Below are 19,005 nucleotides of genomic sequence, written 5' to 3'. Positions count from 1 at the left end.
TCGGTCCGCGTGTCCGCCGCCGCGGAATCCGGGGGTCCGTCGAGAGCGCGGACCGGCCCGTGCGCAGGGCATTGTCAGTGGCGTAGGGCAGCATCGGAGATGTGAGGACCGCGCCCACGATTCTGCATCTCGACATGGATGCCTTCTTCGCCTCGGTGGAGCAGGCGTCCAAGCCGAGTCTGCGCGGAAAGGCCGTCGTCGTGGGCGGGCTCGGGCCCCGCGGAGTGGTGGCCACCGCCTCGTACGAGGCACGGGTCTTCGGCGTCCACTCGGCGATGCCCATGGCGCAGGCCCGGCGCCTGGCGCCCAACGCGGCGTATCTGGTGCCGCGCTTCGCGTTCTACCGGTCGATCAGCGAGCAGGTGATGACGCTGCTGCGGGCGCTGTCACCGCTGGTGGAGCCGCTGAGCCTGGACGAGGCGTTCGTCGACCTGGAGGCCGGCGGCACGGCCTGGGACGCGGAATCGGCGCGGCGGGCCGGGGCGAAGCTGCGCGCGGACATCAGGGCCGTCACCGGACTGACCGGCTCGGTGGGCCTGGCCGCCTCCAAGATGCTCGCCAAGATCGCCTCCGAGCAGGCCAAACCCGACGGGCTGGTGCTGATCGCGCCGGGCACCGAGCGGGCCATGCTCGCGCCGATGTCCGTCAGGACCCTGCCCGGGGTGGGCCCGGCGACGGGCGGCCATCTGCGCCGGGCCGGCATCACCACGGTGGCGGAGATCGTCGAGGCCGGGGAGGACGAGCTGGTCCGGCTGCTGGGCAAGGCACACGGGCACGGGCTGTACGCGATGGCCCTGGCGCGGGACGAACGGCCCGTGGTGGCGGAGCGGGAGACCAAGTCGGTGTCGGTCGAGGACACCTATGACGTGGACATCCACGACCGGCTGCGGGTGGGCCTGGAGGTGCAGCGGCTGGCGGACCGCTGCGTGCGGCGGCTGCGCGCGGCGGGGCTGTCCGGGCGGACCATCGTGCTCAAGGTGCGGCGGTACGACTTCTCCACCCTGACCCGGTCGGAGACGCTGCGCGGGCCCACGGACGATCCCGCCGTGGTCCGGGAGGCGGCGGCGCGGCTGCTGGACTCGGTGGACACCACGGGCGGGGTGCGGCTGCTCGGCGTCGGCGTCACCGGGCTCGCCGACTACACGCAGGAGGACCTGTTCGCACAGGCGGCGGGGGAGCGGGCGGCCGACGAGGAGCCGACGGAGCCGGAGCGCCCCGCCGAGGAGGCGCCGGTCGGGGCGGCCGGTTCCCCCGGCCCGGGGGAGCACCCGCCGGTGGAGCGCCGGTGGCCGCCGGGACACGACGTACGGCACGCCGGGTACGGGCACGGCTGGGTGCAGGGCAGCGGCCTCGGGCGGGTCACCGTGCGGTTCGAGACACCCGACGGGGAGCCGGGGCGGGTGCGGACCTTCCGGGTCGACGACCCCGGCCTGGAGCCGGCGGACCCGCTGCCACTGGTGCCCCGGAGAGCAGGCGGGGCCGGTGGGATCGCGGGGGCCGAGGGGATCGACAGGGCAGGGCAGGGGGACGGGGCCGACGGGGGTGCCGAGGGTGAAGGTCACGGGGGAGACGGACTCAGTGGTTCCGGTGGAGCGGGTGCGCGAGTGGGGCCCGGCGCGTGGGACGGGCGGCGCGCGTCCGACGACGCCGACGGTCCGGAGGCCGCCGCGTCCGCGGCTCCGGGCCGGCCCGGATGACGCGTCCCGGCCCGGCAGGGGGCCTGCTCGGCCGGCCTGGCCGGTGTGACCGCGTCCCGGCCCGGCTCGGGTGGACGCCCCGGGTGCGTGGCCCGGCAGGGGGGTCAGGTCTCCTCCGAGCCCGCCAGCTTGCCGAAGTCGTGGTCGGGGGGCGGGGGAGGGGCCGCCACGTCGAGACCGTAGTGGTGGTAGAGCTGGAGTTCCTGCTCGGGGGAGAGGTGCCGGCCGACGCCGAAGTCGGGGGCCTCCTTGATCAGGGTCCGGTCGAAGGGCACGCGCAGGGTGCCGTCGACCAGCTCGCTGGGCTCCAGGGGGACGAAGGCGTCCCTGCTGAACAGGCCGGTGCGTATGGCCGCCCACTCGGGTACGCCGGTGGCGTCGTCGAGGTAGACCTCGTCGATCGTGCCGATCTTGGTGCCGTTGCGGTCGAACGCCTTGCGGCCGATCAGATTGCGCGGATCGATGTCGGTGCGCACGGTCCCTCCACGTGGTCGCAAGCCATCCGGTGAATCCGGCCCGGTAAATCATCCGTAAGCACTACAAAACGGCACATTCGTGATGACGGCCACTCGAGGGTACGGGCGTTGACCTCGCTGGTAGGCTGGCAGCGGCTGCTGACCCCGTGCGGGAGAGTCCTCCGAAACCATCGGGGGCGCCGAAGGAGCAAATCCTCCCCGGAATCTCTCAGGCCCCTGTACCGCACGGACGAGGTCACTCTGGAAAGCAGAGCGGGTGTCGACGGCTTCCGCTCTCACCGACGGTGAAAGCCGGGAGCCCTCGGGTGGCCCGGTGAAGCTCTCAGGTTGAGATGACAGAGGGGGAGGCCGTCCGGGTACCCGCGCCGTGGTGCCCCTCGAAGGTCGTCAGACCAGGAGGCCTCCGCAATGACCGCCCATCGCACCCCGCTCTCCGAGCTCGAACAGGGAACGCCCTTCGAGCAGCGCCACATCGGCCCCGACCACGAGGCCCGGGCCAAGATGCTCGCGCAGGTCGGTTACGGCTCGCTGGACGAGCTGACCGCCGCCGCGGTGCCGGATGTGATCAAGAACGCCGAGGCGCTGGACCTGCCGGGCGCCCGCACCGAGCCCGAGGTGCTGGCCGAGCTGCGCTCGCTCGCCGACCGCAACCAGGTCCTGGACTCCATGATCGGCCTGGGCTACTACGGCACGTTCACGCCTCCGGTCGTCCTGCGCAACGTCATGGAGAACCCGGCCTGGTACACCGCGTACACGCCGTACCAGCCGGAGATCTCCCAGGGCCGACTGGAGGCCCTGCTGAACTTCCAGACCATGGTCGCCGACCTCACCGGCCTGCCCACCTCCGGCGCCTCGCTGCTGGACGAGGGCACCGCCGCCGCCGAGGCGATGGCGCTGTCCCGGCGCATGGGCAAGAACAAGAAGGGCCTCTTCCTGGTCGACGCGGACGCGCTGCCGCAGACCATCGCCGTGATCCAGACCCGCGCCGAACCGACCGGCGTCGAGGTCGTCGTCGCCGACCTCGGCGAGGGCATCCCGGCCGAGGTCGCCGAGCGGGAGATCAACGGCGTCCTGATCCAGTACCCGGGCGCCTCCGGTGCCGTACGCGACATCAAGCCGGTCATCGACCAGGCGCACGAGCTGGGCGCGCTCGTCACCGTCGCCGCCGACCTGCTCGCGCTCACGCTGCTGAAGTCCCCCGGCGAGCTGGGCGCGGACATCGCCGTCGGCACCACCCAGCGCTTCGGCGTACCCATGGGCTTCGGCGGCCCCCACGCCGGCTACATGGCCGTCCACGACAAGATGGCCCGCAGCCTGCCCGGACGCCTCGTCGGCGTCTCCGTCGACGTGGACGGCAACCGCGCCTACCGCCTCGCGCTTCAGACCCGCGAGCAGCACATCCGCCGCGAGAAGGCCACCAGCAACATCTGTACCGCCCAGGTGCTGCTCGCCGTCATGGCCGGGATGTACGCCGTCTACCACGGTCCCGAGGGCCTGCGCACCATCGCGCGCCGCACCCACCGCTACGCCGCGATCCTCGCCGCCGGCCTGGCGGCCGGCGGCGTGGAGATCGTCCACGGCTCCTACTTCGACACCGTCACCGCCCGGGTGCCCGGCCGGGCCGCCGAGGTCGCCGCCGCCGCCCGCGACAACGGGGTCAACCTGCGGCTGGTCGACGCCGACCACGTCTCCTTCGCCTGCGACGAGACCACCCTGCGCGCCCAGGTCGGCGCCGTGTGGGCGGCGTTCGGCGTCGAGGGCGACATCGAGGCGCTGGACGCGGCGACCGAGGACGCGCTGCCCGAGGCGCTGCTGCGCACCGACGACTACCTCACCCACCCGGTCTTCCACCAGTACCGCTCCGAGACGGCGATGCTGCGCTACCTGCGCCGCCTCGCCGACCGCGACTACGCGCTGGACCGCGGCATGATCCCGCTGGGCTCTTGCACCATGAAGCTCAACGCGACCACCGAGATGGAGCCGGTCACCTGGCCGGAGTTCGGACAGCTGCACCCCTTCGCCCCCGCCGAGCAGGCGCAGGGCTACCTCACCCTCATCCGGGAGCTGGAGGAACGTCTCGCCGAGGTCACCGGCTACGACAAGGTCTCCCTCCAGCCCAACGCCGGCTCGCAGGGCGAGCTGGCCGGTCTGCTCGCCGTCCGCGGCTACCACCGGGCCAACGGCGACGAGCAGCGCACGGTGTGCCTGATCCCGTCCTCCGCGCACGGCACCAACGCCGCCAGCGCCGTCATGGCCGGCATGAAGGTCGTCGTCGTCAAGACCGCCGAGGACGGCGAGATCGACGTCGAGGACCTGCGGGCCAAGATCGAGCAGCACCGCGACGAGCTGGCCGTGCTGATGATCACCTACCCGTCCACGCACGGCGTGTTCGAGGAGCACGTCGCCGACATCTGCGCGCGGGTGCACGACGCGGGCGGCCAGGTCTACGTCGACGGCGCCAACCTCAACGCCCTGGTCGGCCTCGCCAAGCCCGGCCACTTCGGCGGCGACGTCTCCCACCTGAACCTGCACAAGACGTTCTGCATCCCGCACGGCGGCGGCGGTCCCGGCGTCGGCCCCGTGGCCGTACGCTCCCACCTGGCGCCGTACCTGCCGAACCACCCGCTGCAGCCCGCGGCCGGCCCGGAGACCGGCGTGGGGCCGGTCTCCGCGGCTCCCTGGGGCTCCGCGGGCATCCTGCCCATCTCCTGGGCGTACGTCCGGCTCATGGGCGGCGAGGGGCTCAAGCGGGCCACGCAGGTGGCCGTGCTGTCCGCCAACTACATCGCCAAGCGGCTGGAGCCGCACTACCCGGTGCTCTACACCGGTCCGGGCGGACTCGTCGCGCACGAGTGCATCATCGACCTGCGCCCGCTGACCAAGGCGACCGGCGTCAGCGTCGACGACGTCGCCAAGCGGCTCATCGACTACGGCTTCCACGCGCCGACGATGTCGTTCCCCGTGGCCGGCACGCTGATGATCGAGCCGACCGAGTCCGAGGACCTCACCGAGCTGGACCGGTTCTGCGAGGCGATGATCGCCATTCGCGCGGAGATCGAGAAGGTCGCCTCGGGCGAGTGGCCCGCCGACGACAACCCGCTGCGGGGCGCGCCGCACACCGCGGGCGCGCTGAGCGGCGACTGGGAGCACGCCTACGGCCGTGAGGAGGCCGTCTTCCCGGCCGGGGTCTCGGCCGCCGACAAGTACTGGCCGCCGGTGCGCCGCATCGACCAGGCCTTCGGCGACCGCAACCTGGTCTGCTCCTGCCCGCCGCTGGACGCGTACGAGGACTGACCGGTCCGCCGGTCCACGGCGACGTGCACCGACAAGGGGCCCCGCGCGGCGGGGCCCCTTGTGCGTTCGCGTCTGCGGTGCGCGTCACCCGGCCGCGAGGGAGACCTCCGTGGACTTGACCAGGGCGACGACGGAGCTTCCCGTCGTCAGGGTGAGGGCGTCGGCGGCGTCCCGGGTGATCACGGCGGTCAGGTCGCCGCCCTCGACGGCGACCCGGACGGACGCCATCGCCTCGCCCGCCGTGAGGGCGGTGACCGTGCCGGGGAGGCGGTTGCGGATCGACAGACCCTCGACCGGGCCGGTGGCCAGCGACACCTCGGTCGACTTCACCAGGGCGCGGACGGCGCTGCCCGGGGCGAGCCCCAGGTCGTCGCACGCCTCCCGGGTGATCGCCGCGGTGAGGTCCTGGCCGCCGGTGAGGCGGACCCCGACCGTCGCCATGGCCTCGCCCGCGGTGACGGCGGTGACGGTGCCGGGGAGCTGGTTGCGGATGCTCAGGCTCATGGGGGCACGGTAGCCCGGAGCATCGGTCATGCCGGGTATGCGTGGGCCTGTGCCGCTTTGACCGTCGCCCACACCGGTGCGCCCGGGTGGAGGCCCAGCTCCGCGGCGGCGACCGTCGTGAGGTCGGCGGCGAGCCGGAGTTCGCCGGTCAGGTCGGCGCGGATCTGGTCGCCGTGGGTCTCCAGGCCGGCCACCTCGCAGCGCCAGACGTTGCGGGCACTGGACCCGGCGGGGCGTTCCCCGTACAGGGTCACGGCGCCGGGTGGGAAGGCCACGAACACCGGGCCCGTGAGGTCCTCGGTGGTGGTGATGGCGGGGCCCGCGTCCAGGCGCACCGTGTGGCCCTCGGCCCGTCCCCGGTAGAGGTTGAGGCCGACGAGCCGGGCGATGTAGTCGGTGCGGGGCCGGCGGGCGATGTCGGCCGGGGTGCCCTGCTGGACGACCCGGCCGTGCTCGACGACGATCAGCCGGTCGGCCAGCACCATGGCGTCCAGCGGGTCGTGTGTGACCAGGACGGCCACGGCCTCGAACTCGGCCAGATGACGGCGCAGCTGGGCCCGCACCTCCAGCCGGGTGCGGGCGTCGAGCGCGGCGAGCGGCTCGTCCAGCAGCAGCAGCCGCGGGCGGGTGGCCAGGGCCCGGGCGACGGCCACGCGCTGCGCCTGACCGCCGGAGAGGCGGCGCGGCTTGGCGCCGGCGTGGTCGGCCAGGCCCATCCGCTCCAGCCAGACGGCGGCCTCCGCACGGGCCCGAGCCCTGCTCGCGCCCCGGCAGCGTGGGCCGAAGGCCACGTTGTCGAGCGCGGTCAGGTGCGGAAAGAGCAGGTAGTCCTGGAAGACGACGCCGACCGGGCGGGCCTCCGGCGGGGTCCCGTCGAGGGCGCTGCCGTCCAGGCGCAGATGACCGTCCGTGAGCGGGACGAGGCCGGCCAGGGCGCGCAGGGCGGTGGTCTTGCCGGCGCCGTTGGGGCCGAGCAGTGCCACGACGTCGCCGGGGGCCGCGGTCACGGCGACGTCGAGGCGGAAGGCACCGCGGTCGACGACGAGGCGGGCGTGGAGGCCCTCGGCGCCCGCGTCGGCGGGCGCGGCTTCGGTGGCGGTCGGCTCGGGGTGGGTCATGAGGGGGTCATCCAGCGGTCGCGGAGTCCGGCCAGTACGGCGATGGAGACGGCCAGCAGCACCAGGCTGAGGGCGATCGCCGCCGCCGGGTCGTTCTGCAGGGCGAGGTAGACGGCGAGTGGCATGGTCTGGGTGCGGCCCGGGAAGTTGCCCGCGAACGTGATCGTCGCCCCGAACTCGCCCAGCGCCCTGGCCCATGCCAGCACCGCTCCGGCCGCGATGCCCGGCGCGATCAGCGGCAGCGTGACACGGCGGAACGCGGTGAAGCGGGAGGCGCCGAGGGTGGTGGCGGCCTCCTCGTAGCGCGGGTCGGCGGCCCGCAGGGTGCCCTCGACGCTGATGACGAGGAACGGCATGGCCACGAAGGTCTCGGCGAGGACGACGCCGGTGGTGGTGAACGGCAGTGTGACGCCGAACCACGCGTCCAGGTACTGGCCGATGACGCCGTTGCGGCCGAACGCCAGCAGCAGCGCGACCCCGCCGACCACCGGGGGCAGCACCAGCGGCAGCGTCACCAGGGCACGCACGAAGCCGCGACCGGGGAAGTCGGTGCGGGCCAGCAGCCAGGCCAGCGGGACGCCGACGACCAGGCTGAGCAGGGTCGCCGACGTGGCGCACACCAGCGACAGGCGCAGGGCCTGCCACACCTCCGCGCTGGTCAGCTGCTCCGGGAGGCTGCTCCACGGGGCCCGGACCAGCAGGGCGACCAGTGGCAGCAGCAGGAACGCCAGGCCGGCCACCGCAGGGACGAGCAGGGGCAGGGGTGCCCGCCGGCCGCTGCGGGGCGTGCCGCGGGGCTTCGCGCGCGAGCCGGTCACGGCGTCAGGAACCCGGCGCCGGTCAGCACCCGCTGCCCCTCGGGGGAGCGGACCAGGTCGACGAAGGCCCGGGCGGCCTCGGGGTTGGGGGCGTGCTCGAGCGGGGCGATCGGATAGTCGTTGACGGCTTCGGCCGCCTCCGGGAAGGCGACTCCCTCCACCTTGTCGCCGGCCGCGCGCACATCGGTGCGGTAGACCAGGGCGGCGTCGGCCTCCTTCAGCCGCACCTTTGTCAGAGCGGCCTTGACGTCCTCCTCGTAGGAGACCGGCGTGAGCGCCACGTCCGCGGCCTCGAGCGCCTGCTGCGCGGCGGCGCCGCAGGGCACGGCCGCGTCGCACAGGACGACCTTCAGGCCGGGCCTGGTGAGGTCGCCGAGGGACGTGATCCCGGCCGGGTTGCCGGGCAGGGCGGCGATCTCGAGCCGGTTGCGGGCGAAGGTGGCCGGTGGACCGGCGGCGTCGCCCGCGTCGCTGACGGTCTGCATCGTCCTGGTGCTGGCGGCGGCGAACACGTCCGCCGGTGCGCCACTGGTGATGCCGGCGGCCAGGCTGTCGCTGCCGCCGAAGTTGAACGTCACCCGCGTGCCCGGGTGCTCCTTCTCGAACCGCTCACCGAGGGTGCTGAAGCTCTCTTTGAGCGAGGCGGCCGCGAAGACCGTCACCGTGCCCGAGAGCCGCCCGGACGAACCGCTCGTCCCGGAGCCGGCACCGGCATCGGCGGCTTCCGGACCGGACGGGGCGCAGGCGCTCAGGGCCAGCAGCGCGGCGGTCCCGGCCAGCACGGGCCGCAGCGCCGGCAGGCTCCGCGGTGCCCGCAGGCTCCGCGGCGTCCGCGGGGCCGGCAGGACGCGGTGCGTGCGGCGGCGCGCGGAACGGGTCGTCACAGGGCCACTCCTCACATCCTGGGGAGACCGGGCGTCGACCGGGCCGGACGGCTCGCGGCCGGCCAGGCCGGGCGACGGGCACGTCTCCTCCGACACGCCGATCATACTTCCGCATCTGCGGGTCGTATGTCTCCTGTCGCATCGCATGAGCGAGCCCGATGTGCTGGTGGGCTCGCATGTGCGTTTCTACGGAGTGACAGGGGCGCGGGCGGTGGCGGTGGGCGGTGGCGGGTCAGGTGCGGTCGATATGGACGTTTGTCGACTTCACGCGGGCGGTGGCCTCCATGCCGACCTCCAGGCCGAGTTCCTCGACGGCCTCCCGGGTCAGCAGGGAGACGAGCCGGTGCGGGCCGGCCTGGATCTCGACCTGCGCGGCGACGTCGCCGAGCTTGATCGCCGTCACGATGCCGGGGAAGGAGTTGCGGACCGAGGTGTACGGGGTGTCCTCGTCGGTGCCGGAACCGGCCAGTTCCACCGAGAACGCGGCGAGGTCCCGGCCGTCGACGAGCCGTCGTCCGCTGTCGTCGCGGTGGGTGGTGAGCCGGCCCGCGTCCGCCCAGCGGCGTGCGGTGTCGGGGCTGACGCCGAGCAGCCGCGCCGCCTGGCCGATCGTGTAGGACTGCATGCCGGTCACGATAGGGCGGACACCGGGGAACGGTGGACGTGGGGCCGGACGTTGGGTATAACGCGATATAACGTCAGGGCTGGGGAAGGGTGGGGTGGACGATGACGGGACAGTCGCTGCCGGCGGGTGGGTCCTTGGGGCTGCGCGCGTCGCACGCGGAGCGGGACCGGGTCGTGGACGTGCTGAGCGCGGCGGCGGGCGACGGGCGGCTGACCGCCGAGGAACTCGACCAGCGGGTGGAGGCCGCGCTGTCGGCGCGCACGCTGGGCGAGCTGGCCCGCCTGACGGCCGACCTGCCGGACACGGCGGGCGGGGCGCCGACCGCGGCGAAGGACGTCGTGCGGATCGAGCAGGTGCACGCGTCGGTCCGGCGGGGCGACGGATGGGTCGTGCCGCGGCGGATGGAGATCCGGTCGCAGTGGGGAGAGGTGACGCTCGACTTCACGGACGCGGTGATCACGCACCGCGCCCTCGCCCTCGACCTCGACGTGCACGGCGGACTGCTGAGGCTGGTGACCCGCCCCGGCATCGTGGTGGACACGGACTCGCTGGCGATGAGTCATGCGACGGTGAGGGAGAGCGGCAGAGCACGCCGGGGGACCGGCCCGGACGTCCCCGAGGTGCTGCGCGTGACGGTCACCGGGGAGATCAGCCTCGGTCACGTCCTGGTGCGCGCGCCCCGCCGGAGTCGGCGGCACAGGACCGGACGCGGCTGACGGCAGCTGCGGCCAGCGGCGCCCCTCGCGTCACGGAGCAGGCACCGGCGTCGTACGTGTCAGCGAGCAGGCACCGGCGTCGTATGAAAGCCGTCAACGGCGTGCACGGTGACGTATCGGAGCCGTCAACAACGGTCGGATTCGGCCAGGGGCGAGGTTTTCTCGGAGCGTCCCACTCCGACACACCTCATCCAGGAGCCCACGATGGCCGATCTGGCCTTCGTCGTCATCACGATCGCGACCTTCGCGCTGGTAACCCTCGTCGCCAAAGGGGTGACGAAGCTGTGACCGCCGAGAACATCGTCGGCCTGGTCGTGGCCGTCGCCCTGCTGGGCTATCTCGTCCTCGCCCTGATCTTCCCGGAGAGGTTCTGAGAACAGCCATGGGTCCCGTACTCGCCGGCGTGCTGCAACTGCTGGCCCTCCTCGGCGCGCTGGCCATCGCCCACATCCCCCTCGGAAACCACCTGGCCAGGGTCTACACCGCCCGCAACCACCGGCGGGCCGAGAAGTGGATCTACCGGGGGATCGGCGCCGACCCGGACGCGGAGCAGCGCTGGCCCGCGTACCTGCGCGGCGTGCTCGTCTTCTCCGCCGTAGGCGTCCTGTTCCTCTACCTCCTCCAGCGGCTCCAGGGCGTGCTGCCGGGCGCACCGCACTTCGACTCCGTCGCACCGGCGCAGGCCTTCAACACGGCCGTGTCCTTCGTGACCAACACCAACTGGCAGTCCTACGCGGGCGAACAGACCATGGGCCAGGTCGTGCAGACCGCCGGTCTGGCCGTGCAGAACTTCGTCTCCGCCGCCGTCGGCATGGCCGTGGCCGCCGCCCTGGTGCGGGGCTTCGCCCGGTCCCGCTCCGGTGGACTGGGCAACTTCTGGGCGGACCTGGTGCGCGGCGTCACCCGCGTGCTGCTGCCGCTGGCCGCCGTGGCCGCCGTCGTACTGGTGGCGAGCGGCGTCGTCCAGAACCTCTCCGGCATCCACGAGGCCGGGCAGTTCACCGGCGGCAGCCGGCAGTGGAACGGCGGTGCCGTCGCCTCGCAGGAGGCCATCAAGGAGCTGGGCACCAACGGCGGCGGCTACTTCAACGCCAACAGCGCCCACCCGTTCGAGAACCCGACACCGTTCACCAACCTCTTCGAGATCTTCCTGGTCCTGCTGATCCCCGTCTCCCTGCCGCGCGCCTTCGGCCTCATGACCGGTTCGCTCAGGCAGGGGTACGCCGTCCTCGGCACGATGGCCGCGATCTGGCTCGGTTTCGTGTCCCTGATGATGTGGACCGAGTTCTCCCACCACGGCCCCGCCCTCCAGGCGGCCGGCGGCGCGATGGAAGGCAAAGAGGTGCGCTTCGGCATCGGCGGCTCGTCGCTCTTCGCGGTGTCCACGACGCTCACCTCCACCGGCGCGGTGGACTCCGCCCACTCCTCGTTCACCGGCCTGGGCGGCGGGATCGCCCTGCTGGGCATGATGCTCGGGGAGATCGCGCCCGGCGGAGTCGGCTCCGGCCTGTACGGGATGCTGGTCATGGCCGTCGTCGCGGTGTTCCTCGCCGGCCTGATGGTCGGCCGCACTCCCGAGTACCTCGGCAGGAAGATCGGTCCGCGGGAGATCAAGCAGGCGGCCCTCTACCTGCTCGTCACCCCGGCGCTGGTGCTGGTCCTCACCGCGGCGTCCATGGCCCTGCCGACCCCGCCGCACTCGATGCTGAACCCGGGCCCGCACGGCTTCTCCGAAGTGCTCTACGCCTTCACCTCGGCAGCGAACAACAACGGCTCGGCCTTCGCGGGTCTGAACGCGAACACCGACTGGTTCAACACCACGACCGGCCTCGCGATGCTGCTCGGCCGCTTCCTGCCGATGGTGTTCGTCCTCGCCCTCGCCGGCTCGCTGGCCGCGCAACGGCCGGTGCCGGCCACCGCGGGCACCCTGCGCACCGACAAGCCCCTGTTCGCCGGCGTCCTGGCCGGCACCGTCCTGATCGTCACCGGCCTCACCTACTTCCCGTCCCTCGCCCTGGGCCCGCTCGCGGAGGGACTGGCGTGACGACCACCCGTACCGAGAAGCACGAGGACTCCATGTCCACGCTCACCCCCGCCCGCGCCCCGCGCGGCGACACCCCCTCCGGCCACCGGCCGCCCCCGCGGCGGGCCGGCACGGGACTGTTCCGGCCCGGCCGGCTGCTCCGGTCGCTGCCCGCGGCGCTGCGCAAGCTCGACCCGCGGGTCATGGCCGCCTCGCCCGTGATGTTCGTGGTGTGGGCCGGCGCGGTGCTCACCACGCTGCTGTCGTTCACCGACCCCGGCGACGGGTTCGGCTGGACCATCAGCGCCTGGCTCTGGCTGACCGTGCTCTTCGCCAACCTCGCGGAGGCGGTCGCCGAGGGCCGCGGCAAGGCACAGGCCGACACGCTGCGCCGGGCCAGGACCGGCACGGTGGCCCGCCGGACCGACGGCACCGTCGTGCCGGGGACCGAGCTGACGGTGGGGGACCTGGTCGTCTGCGAGGCCGGTGACGTCATCCCCGGCGACGGCGACGTCGTCGACGGCGTGGCGTCCGTCGACGAGTCGGCGATCACCGGGGAGTCGGCGCCCGTCGTCCGCGAGTCGGGCGGCGATCGCAGCGCGGTCACCGGCGGCACCAGGGTGCTGTCCGACCGCATCGTCGTCAGGATCACGACGAAACCGGGCGAGACCTTCATCGACCGGATGATCGGCCTCGTGGAGGGCGCCGCCCGGCAGAAGACACCGAACGAGGTCGCGCTGAACATCCTGCTCGCCTCGCTGACCATCGTGTTCCTGCTGGCCTGCGCCACCCTGCCGCCGCTCGCCGGTCACGCGGGCACGCGGCCGGCCATGGTGGTGCTGGTGGCGCTGCTGGTCTGTCTCATCCCCACGACCATCGGCGCCCTGCTCTCCGCCATCGGCATCGCCGGCATGGACCGGCTGGTGCAGCGCAATGTGCTGGCCATGTCGGGCCGGGCGGTCGAGGCCGCGGGAGACGTCTCCACGCTGCTGCTGGACAAGACCGGCACGATCACCTTCGGCAACCGGCAGGCGGCCGGGTTCCTGCCGGTCGGCGGGGCGACGGAAGCCGGACTGGCGGCTGCCGCACAGCTGTCGTCGCTGGCCGACGAGACGCCCGAGGGCCGGTCGGTGGTCGCCCTGGCACAGGAGCGGTACGGACTGCGCGAGCGGCACCGAGGGGAGCTGTCCGGCGCCGAGTGGGTCCCCTTCACGGCGCGGACCCGGATGTCCGGTGTGGACGTCGGCGGCCGGGAGATCCGCAAGGGCGCCGCGGGCGCCGTCACCGCCTGGGTCCGGGAGCGGGGCGGCGTGATGCCGCCGGACGCCCAGGGTGTCGTCGACCGCATCGCCGCGGCCGGCGGTACGCCGCTGCCGGTCGCCGTGGCGGACGCGGACGGGGCCCGGCTCCTCGGCGTCGTCCATCTGAAGGACGTGGTCAAACCGGGCATGCGCGAGCGGTTCGCCGAGCTGCGCCGCATGGGCATCAGGACCGTCATGATCACGGGCGACAACCCGCTGACGGCCCGGGCGATCGCGGAGGAGGCCGGCGTCGACGACTTCCTCGCCGAGGCCACCCCCGAGGACAAGATGGCGCTGATCAAACGCGAACAGGCCGGAGGCGGGCTGGTCGCGATGACCGGCGACGGCACCAACGACGCCCCCGCGCTCGCCCAGGCCGACGTCGGCGTCGCCATGAACACCGGCACGTCGGCCGCCAAGGAGGCCGGCAACATGGTCGACCTCGACTCCGACCCGACCAAGCTCATCGAGATCGTCGAGATCGGCAAGCAGCTCCTGATCACCAGGGGCGCGCTGACCACGTTCTCGCTCGCCAACGACGTCGCCAAGTACTTCGCGATCATCCCGGCGCTGTTCGCCGCCGTGTATCCGGGCCTGGACACCCTGAACGTCATGCGGCTGTCCTCACCGGACTCCGCGATCCTCTCTGCGGTGATCTTCAACGCGCTGGTCATCGTGGCGCTGGTGCCGCTCGCGCTGCGGGGCGTCCGCTACCGGCCGGTGAGCGCCGACCGGCTGCTGCGCCGCAATCTCGCCGTCTACGGCCTCGGCGGCCTGCTCGCCCCCTTCGTCGGCATCAAGCTCATCGACCTGCTCCTCTCCCTCGTCCCCGGGCTGTGACCGGCCGGGACCTCCCCGAAAGCGTGCTGATCGTCATGAACAACCCAGCCGGCACCGTCCGGTTGATCGCCGCCGGCCTGCGTGCCCTTCTGGTGCTGACCCTGGTGACCGGCGTCGTCTACCCGCTGGCCGTCACCGGGGTCGCGCAGGGCCTGTTCCGGGACCGGGCGAACGGCTCGGAGCTGGTGTCGCAGGGCAGGGTGGCGGGCTCGTCCCTGATCGGGCAGCCGTACGACCTGCCGTTGCGGGCGGGCCGGAAGACGCCGGAGCCGGACCTGAGGTGGTTCCAGGGACGGCCCGCACACGGTCTGACCACCAACAGCCTCAACACCCGCTACGACCTGGTCGTCTCCGGCGCCACCAACCTCGCGGCCGACAATCCCGAACTCCTCCGGCAGGTCCGGGAGGCCGAAGCGGCGGTCGTCGCGGCGAACTCCCTGCCGGGCCACCCCGTGCGGCCCTCGCAGGTTCCGCCGGACGCGGTGACCTCGTCGGCGTCCGGGCTGGACCCGCACATCTCCCCGGCCTACGCCCGGCTCCAGGTGCGCCGGGTCGCCCACTTCAACGGGCTGCCCGTCGCCGAGGTGCGGCGGCTGGTGGACGAGCACACCGAGGGGCGCACCCTGGGATTCATGGGCGAGCCGAGGGTGAACGTCCTGGAACTCAATGTGGCGCTCGAGGAGCGGAACGCCTCTTCGTAACGATCGACTGAACTGGCGAAACTTTCGGACGCCTGTCGGCCTGATTGGTCGACAGGCGTCCCTTCTGTGCCCGTCGGAGGTCTGGCCGTCGCAGATTGGTGGCGCCCAAGGGGTTGTCACCCATTACAGGCTGTCTCTAGGGTGCGGCAGCAACGCAGCTTTCTGGATTCAGTCCGAAACTTTCGAAAACCCTCGAGGAGTACACAATGGGCGACCCGGCACTGTCCCGCCGCGGCTTCCTGGCGGCCTCGGCCGCGGCCGGCCTGGGCATGACGGCACTCAGCGGCTGTGGTGGTGACTCCGGCCAAGGGGCGTCGGGAACGACGACGATCGAGTGGTGGAACATCTCCACCACCCAGCCGACGAAGGACGTCTGGGCCGCCCTCGCCAAGAAGTTCGAGGCACAGAACCCCAAGGTCAAGGTCAAGATCGTCCAGCTGGAGAACGACGCCTACAAGTCGAAGATGACGGCGCTGACCGCCTCCGGGAAGCTCCCGGACATCTTCCACACCTGGGGCGGCGGCGTACTGCGGCAGCAGGTCGACGCCGGGCTTGTCGAGGACCTCACGGACCGCACGAAGGAGTGGTCCGACGGCCTGCTGCCGGTCGCCAAGGAGCCGTACCTGATCGACCAGAAGCTCTACGGCATCCCGTTCGACATCGGCATGGTCGGCTTCTGGTACAACAAGGCCCACTTCGCGAAGGCGGGCATCACCTCCCCGCCCACCACCTGGAGCGGCTTCCTGGACGCCGTGCGCGCGCTGAAGGCCGAGAACATCACGCCCATCGCGCTGGCCGGCAAGGAGAAGTGGCCCGGCATGTACTACTGGGCCTACCTCGCCATGCGCAGCGCCGGAGCCGGCGCCCTGGAGAAGGCCGCCGAGGAGCAGGACTTCACCGGGCCCGGATTCATCGAGGCCGGACGCCATCTGAAGGAGCTGGCCGGACTCCAGCCGTTCCAGAAGGGGTACCTCGGCGCCGCCTACTCCACCCCCACCGGCCAGGCCGCCGCCGTCGGCAACGGCAAGGCGGCGATGGAGCTGATGGGCCAGTGGGCCCCCGTCGTCCAGGCCGACGCGGGCAAGGGTCTCGGCGACGACCTCGGCTTCTTCCCCTTCCCCGCGGTCGAGGGCGGCAAGGGCGCGATCAGCGAGGTGTTCGGCGGAGGCGGCGGGCACGCGCTGCGGCGCGGCGCCCCGCAGGCGGCGGTCGACTTCCTGAAGTTCTTCGCCTCCGCCGCCACCGACCGCGAACTGGTCAAGGAGACCGGCGTGCTCCCCGTGGTCCCGGCCGCCGAGGACGCGCTGACCGACCCCAACCTCACCGCCGTCCAGGAGCAGCTGAAGGGCGCCACCGGCTTCCAGCTCTACCTCGACCAGGCCTACGCGCCCGCCCTCGGCCAGGAGATCAACGACAGCGTCGCCGCGCTCATCGCCGGCTCCAAGTCCCCCGAGCAGGTCGCCGAGTCGATCACCAAGACCGCGAAGGAAGCGCAGTAGCCGCCGATGACCTCCACCTTCCTGCCGGACAAGAAGGCCGGGCCGGAGGCCGACCCGTCGCCTCCGTCCTCCGCCGCGGCCCGGGAGCGCTCCCGGCGCCGCGCGGCCCACTGGTTCACCGCGGTCGGCTTCCAGCTGCCCGCCCTGGTGCTGTTCCTGGTGCTGGTGCTGCTGCCGATCCTGTTCGCGCTGTACGCCGCATTCTTCCGCTGGGGCGGCTTCGGCATGCCCTCCGACTACATCGGCCTGGAGAACTTCAGCCGGCTGTTCGCCGACCCGGTCTTCCTCGGCGACCTGTGGCGCTGCCTGCTCCTGGTCGTCCTGTCCCTGGCTCTGCAACTGCCGTTCGCGCTGGCCATGGCGGTGCTGCTCAACCAGCGGATGCGCGGCCGGGCGGTGTACCGGATGCTCTTCTTCGCGCCGTACGTGCTGTCCGAGGCGATCACCGGTGTGCTGTTCGCCATGATCTTCGCCCCGGGCGACGGACTGGCCGACCAGATCCTGGGCGGCGTCGGCCTGGACGGGCTGGGCGGCGAGTGGTTCGCCGACCCGTCCATGGTCATGGCGACCCTGTTCCTGGTCATGACCTGGAAGTACTTCGGCTTCCACATGATGCTCTACCTCGCCGGACTGCAATCCATCCCGGCCGAGTTGAACGAGGCGGCGCTCATCGACGGCGCGAACGCCTGGCAGCGCTTCCGCAACGTCACCCTGCCCCTGCTGGCCCCGACGCTGCGCATCAGCGTCTTCCTGTCGGTCATCGGCGCCATCCAGCTGTTCGACCTGGTCTGGGTGGTCACCCAGGGCGGCCCCGACCACCACTCCGAGACCATGGCCGTGACCCTGTTCCAGTACGGCTTCCAGCGCTACCAGGTCGGCTACGCCAGCGCGATCAGCGTGGTCATGTTCGGCATCAGCCTCGTCTTCGCCCTCGCCTACCAGCGGTTCGTGCTCCGGCGCGACCTGGAAGGAGCCACCACGACCATGCGAGGAGGCGGGAAGTGACGCTCGCTCGGAAACCGGCCCCCGTCAGGCGGCGGCTGCGCACCCTGCCCCTGCACGTGGTCCTGGTCGTGGTCGGCGCCGTGATGGCCGTACCGCTGCTGTACGCCGTGCTGTCCGGGTTCAAGTCCACCGACCAGCTCTCCGGCAACCCCGTCGGGCTGCCCGACCCGTGGGTGGGCTCCAACTACACCGGCATCCTGGCGTCCGGCTCGTTCTGGCGGATGGTGGGCAACAGCACGCTGATCGCGGTGGCGACCACCGTGCTCGTCGTCGCGGTGTCCGCGCTGGCCGCCTTCTCCTTCGCCCGGTTCGCCTTCCGAGGGCGGGAGCTGCTGTTCACCCTGTTCACCATGGGGCTGATGTTCCCGTTCGCGGTCGCCGCGCTGCCGCTGTTCCTGCTGCTGCGCTCGCTGGGCCTGCTGGACAACCCGCTCGGTGTGATCCTGCCGCAGGCCGCCTTCGGGCTGCCGATGACCATCATCATCCTGCGGGGCTTCTTCCGGCAGATCCCCGGTGAGCTGGAGGAGGCGGCCACGCTCGACGGCTGCGGTCCGCTCGGCTTCTTCTGGCGGGTGCTGCTGCCGATGGCCCGGCCCGCGCTCGGCACCGTCTCGGTCCTCGCGGTGGTCACCAGCTGGAACAACTTCTTCCTGCCGCTGCTGGTGTTCACCGAGTCGACGTGGTGGACCATTCCGATCGGGGTGCAGCAGTTCCAGGGCCAGTACTCCGCGGACACCGCCCGGGTCTTCGCCTATCTGGTCCTGGCGATGGTCCCCGCCCTCGCCTTCTACTCGGTCGCCGAGCGGCAGCTCGTCGGCGGTCTCACCGCCGGTGCCACGAAGGGCTGAGACCGTGGGTGCTCCCGCGGGCCACGGGGAGTGACGGGCCACGGACACCGCCGAGGGCCGGTCCGCGTCGCCGCGGACCGGCCCTCGGTCGAGCCGGGCGGGTGTCGCGCCGCCCGGCCGGCACTCAGGCGGCCGTCACCACCCGGCCGGCACCGAGCGGGCGGTGCGGCGCGATGATCTGGCCGTCCGGCAGGAGCTCACCGGTGTCCTCGAAGAGCACGACGCCGTTGCACAGCAGGCTCCAGCCCTGCTCCGGGTGGTGCGCCACGAGACGGGCGGACTCCCGGTCGGCGGACTCTGCTGACGGGCACGGTGGCTGGTGCTGGCACATGGAAGGGATCTTTCGCTCTGGCGTGTGGTTCAGGTCGGTGGTCGTGTCTGTCCCGCGGCGTGAAACGTCGTTCATGGCCGCCCCCCGTTGCGATACGTCGGTTCGAACCCAGTGTTGCCCCACGGGCGTCAATCCGCAGGGATTTCGCAGCACGGCTTACTCACAGGTTGATGACGCATCACTCGCGCGGGCGGTTCATTCCGACCCGACGGCCCTTTCGGATGGTCCTGCATGACCGGAAAGGGCTAGTCCGACTCGTGCGAGCATGTGAACGCTCGTACGAGCAGGGGGAATTGGGCGGCCCGGGTCACCGCTGTGACCGGAA

The 19,005-nt window shown here is 72.3% G+C and carries 17 protein-coding genes and 1 riboswitch; of the genes, 10 read left to right on the top strand and 7 right to left on the bottom strand.

Features of this window, described 5'->3' with window-relative positions:
* Positions 1-101: 101 nt before the first annotated feature.
* Positions 102-1,697 (top strand): DNA polymerase IV, encoded by a 1,596-nt coding sequence (locus ACZ45Q_RS20685; protein WP_468263215.1) that lies wholly within the window; start codon positions 102-104, stop codon positions 1,695-1,697.
* Positions 1,698-1,801: 104 nt separating this feature from the next.
* Here the strand turns inward: ACZ45Q_RS20685 and ACZ45Q_RS20680 are convergent, their stop codons facing one another.
* On the bottom strand, positions 1,802-2,173 hold the full coding sequence (locus tag ACZ45Q_RS20680; RefSeq protein ID WP_468263212.1) for a PRC-barrel domain-containing protein: 372 nt from the start codon (positions 2,171-2,173) through the stop codon (positions 1,802-1,804).
* 139 nt (positions 2,174-2,312) lie between these two features.
* Positions 2,313-2,407, top strand: a riboswitch (glycine riboswitch).
* A 174-nt stretch (positions 2,408-2,581) separates the two neighbouring features.
* On the opposite strand from ACZ45Q_RS20680, the gene gcvP reads away from it, so the two are divergent.
* Positions 2,582-5,467: an aminomethyl-transferring glycine dehydrogenase gene (gene gcvP / locus ACZ45Q_RS20675; protein ID WP_468263209.1), complete on the top strand. Its 2,886-nt coding sequence runs from the start codon at positions 2,582-2,584 to the stop codon at positions 5,465-5,467.
* An 84-nt stretch (positions 5,468-5,551) separates the two neighbouring features.
* Here gcvP and ACZ45Q_RS20670 read toward each other — a convergent pair whose 3' ends face one another.
* The 5 genes from ACZ45Q_RS20670 to ACZ45Q_RS20650 form a co-directional block, all read right to left on the bottom strand.
* Complete coding sequence (locus ACZ45Q_RS20670; protein WP_468263206.1) at positions 5,552-5,971, bottom strand: TOBE domain-containing protein; 420 nt, start codon at positions 5,969-5,971, stop codon at positions 5,552-5,554.
* A 26-nt stretch (positions 5,972-5,997) separates the two neighbouring features.
* Positions 5,998-7,089 (bottom strand): ABC transporter ATP-binding protein, encoded by a 1,092-nt coding sequence (locus ACZ45Q_RS20665; protein ID WP_468263203.1) that lies wholly within the window; start codon positions 7,087-7,089, stop codon positions 5,998-6,000.
* Positions 7,086-7,907, bottom strand: a complete 822-nt coding sequence (locus ACZ45Q_RS20660) for an ABC transporter permease (protein ID WP_468263200.1) — start codon at positions 7,905-7,907, stop codon at positions 7,086-7,088. Before ACZ45Q_RS20660 ends, ACZ45Q_RS20665 begins: the two co-directional genes overlap by 4 nt.
* A complete protein-coding gene (modA, locus tag ACZ45Q_RS20655) occupies positions 7,904-8,725 on the bottom strand; it encodes a molybdate ABC transporter substrate-binding protein (RefSeq protein WP_468263269.1) in 822 nt (273 codons plus the stop codon). Before modA ends, ACZ45Q_RS20660 begins: the two co-directional genes overlap by 4 nt.
* Before the next feature lie 298 nt (positions 8,726-9,023).
* Positions 9,024-9,416 (bottom strand): TOBE domain-containing protein, encoded by a 393-nt coding sequence (locus ACZ45Q_RS20650; protein ID WP_468263197.1) that lies wholly within the window; start codon positions 9,414-9,416, stop codon positions 9,024-9,026.
* 101 nt (positions 9,417-9,517) lie between these two features.
* Here ACZ45Q_RS20650 and ACZ45Q_RS20645 point away from each other — a divergent pair, with 101 nt between their 5' ends.
* From ACZ45Q_RS20645 to ACZ45Q_RS20610, 8 genes are all read left to right on the top strand, one after another.
* On the top strand, positions 9,518-10,132 hold the full coding sequence (locus tag ACZ45Q_RS20645) for a DUF1707 SHOCT-like domain-containing protein (protein ID WP_468263194.1): 615 nt from the start codon (positions 9,518-9,520) through the stop codon (positions 10,130-10,132).
* A gap of 284 nt (positions 10,133-10,416) precedes the next feature.
* Positions 10,417-10,506, top strand: a complete 90-nt coding sequence (gene kdpF / locus ACZ45Q_RS20640) for a K(+)-transporting ATPase subunit F (protein WP_016434100.1) — start codon at positions 10,417-10,419, stop codon at positions 10,504-10,506.
* An 8-nt stretch (positions 10,507-10,514) separates the two neighbouring features.
* Positions 10,515-12,176 (top strand): potassium-transporting ATPase subunit KdpA, encoded by a 1,662-nt coding sequence (gene kdpA / locus ACZ45Q_RS20635; protein ID WP_468263191.1) that lies wholly within the window; start codon positions 10,515-10,517, stop codon positions 12,174-12,176.
* A 32-nt stretch (positions 12,177-12,208) separates the two neighbouring features.
* Positions 12,209-14,296, top strand: coding sequence for a potassium-transporting ATPase subunit KdpB (gene kdpB / locus ACZ45Q_RS20630; RefSeq protein ID WP_468263266.1), 2,088 nt, complete (start codon positions 12,209-12,211; stop codon positions 14,294-14,296).
* A gap of 35 nt (positions 14,297-14,331) precedes the next feature.
* Complete coding sequence (locus ACZ45Q_RS20625; RefSeq protein WP_468263189.1) at positions 14,332-14,997, top strand: potassium-transporting ATPase subunit C; 666 nt, start codon at positions 14,332-14,334, stop codon at positions 14,995-14,997.
* Positions 14,998-15,203: 206 nt separating this feature from the next.
* Positions 15,204-16,496: an extracellular solute-binding protein gene (locus ACZ45Q_RS20620; RefSeq protein WP_468263186.1), complete on the top strand. Its 1,293-nt coding sequence runs from the start codon at positions 15,204-15,206 to the stop codon at positions 16,494-16,496.
* Between the two features lie 6 nt (positions 16,497-16,502).
* A complete protein-coding gene (locus tag ACZ45Q_RS20615) occupies positions 16,503-17,501 on the top strand; it encodes a carbohydrate ABC transporter permease (protein WP_468263183.1) in 999 nt (332 codons plus the stop codon).
* A gap of 83 nt (positions 17,502-17,584) precedes the next feature.
* A complete protein-coding gene (locus ACZ45Q_RS20610) occupies positions 17,585-18,349 on the top strand; it encodes a carbohydrate ABC transporter permease (protein ID WP_468263263.1) in 765 nt (254 codons plus the stop codon).
* A gap of 124 nt (positions 18,350-18,473) precedes the next feature.
* Here the strand turns inward: ACZ45Q_RS20610 and ACZ45Q_RS20605 are convergent, their stop codons facing one another.
* Positions 18,474-18,680: a DUF5999 family protein gene (locus ACZ45Q_RS20605; RefSeq protein ID WP_468263180.1), complete on the bottom strand. Its 207-nt coding sequence runs from the start codon at positions 18,678-18,680 to the stop codon at positions 18,474-18,476.
* Positions 18,681-19,005 lie beyond the last annotated feature (325 nt).

This window comes from Streptomyces sp. NPDC031049 (genome assembly GCF_055571015.1).
Note: the sequence above shows the minus strand (reverse complement) of the source record. Positions and strands in the feature narration are given on the sequence as shown.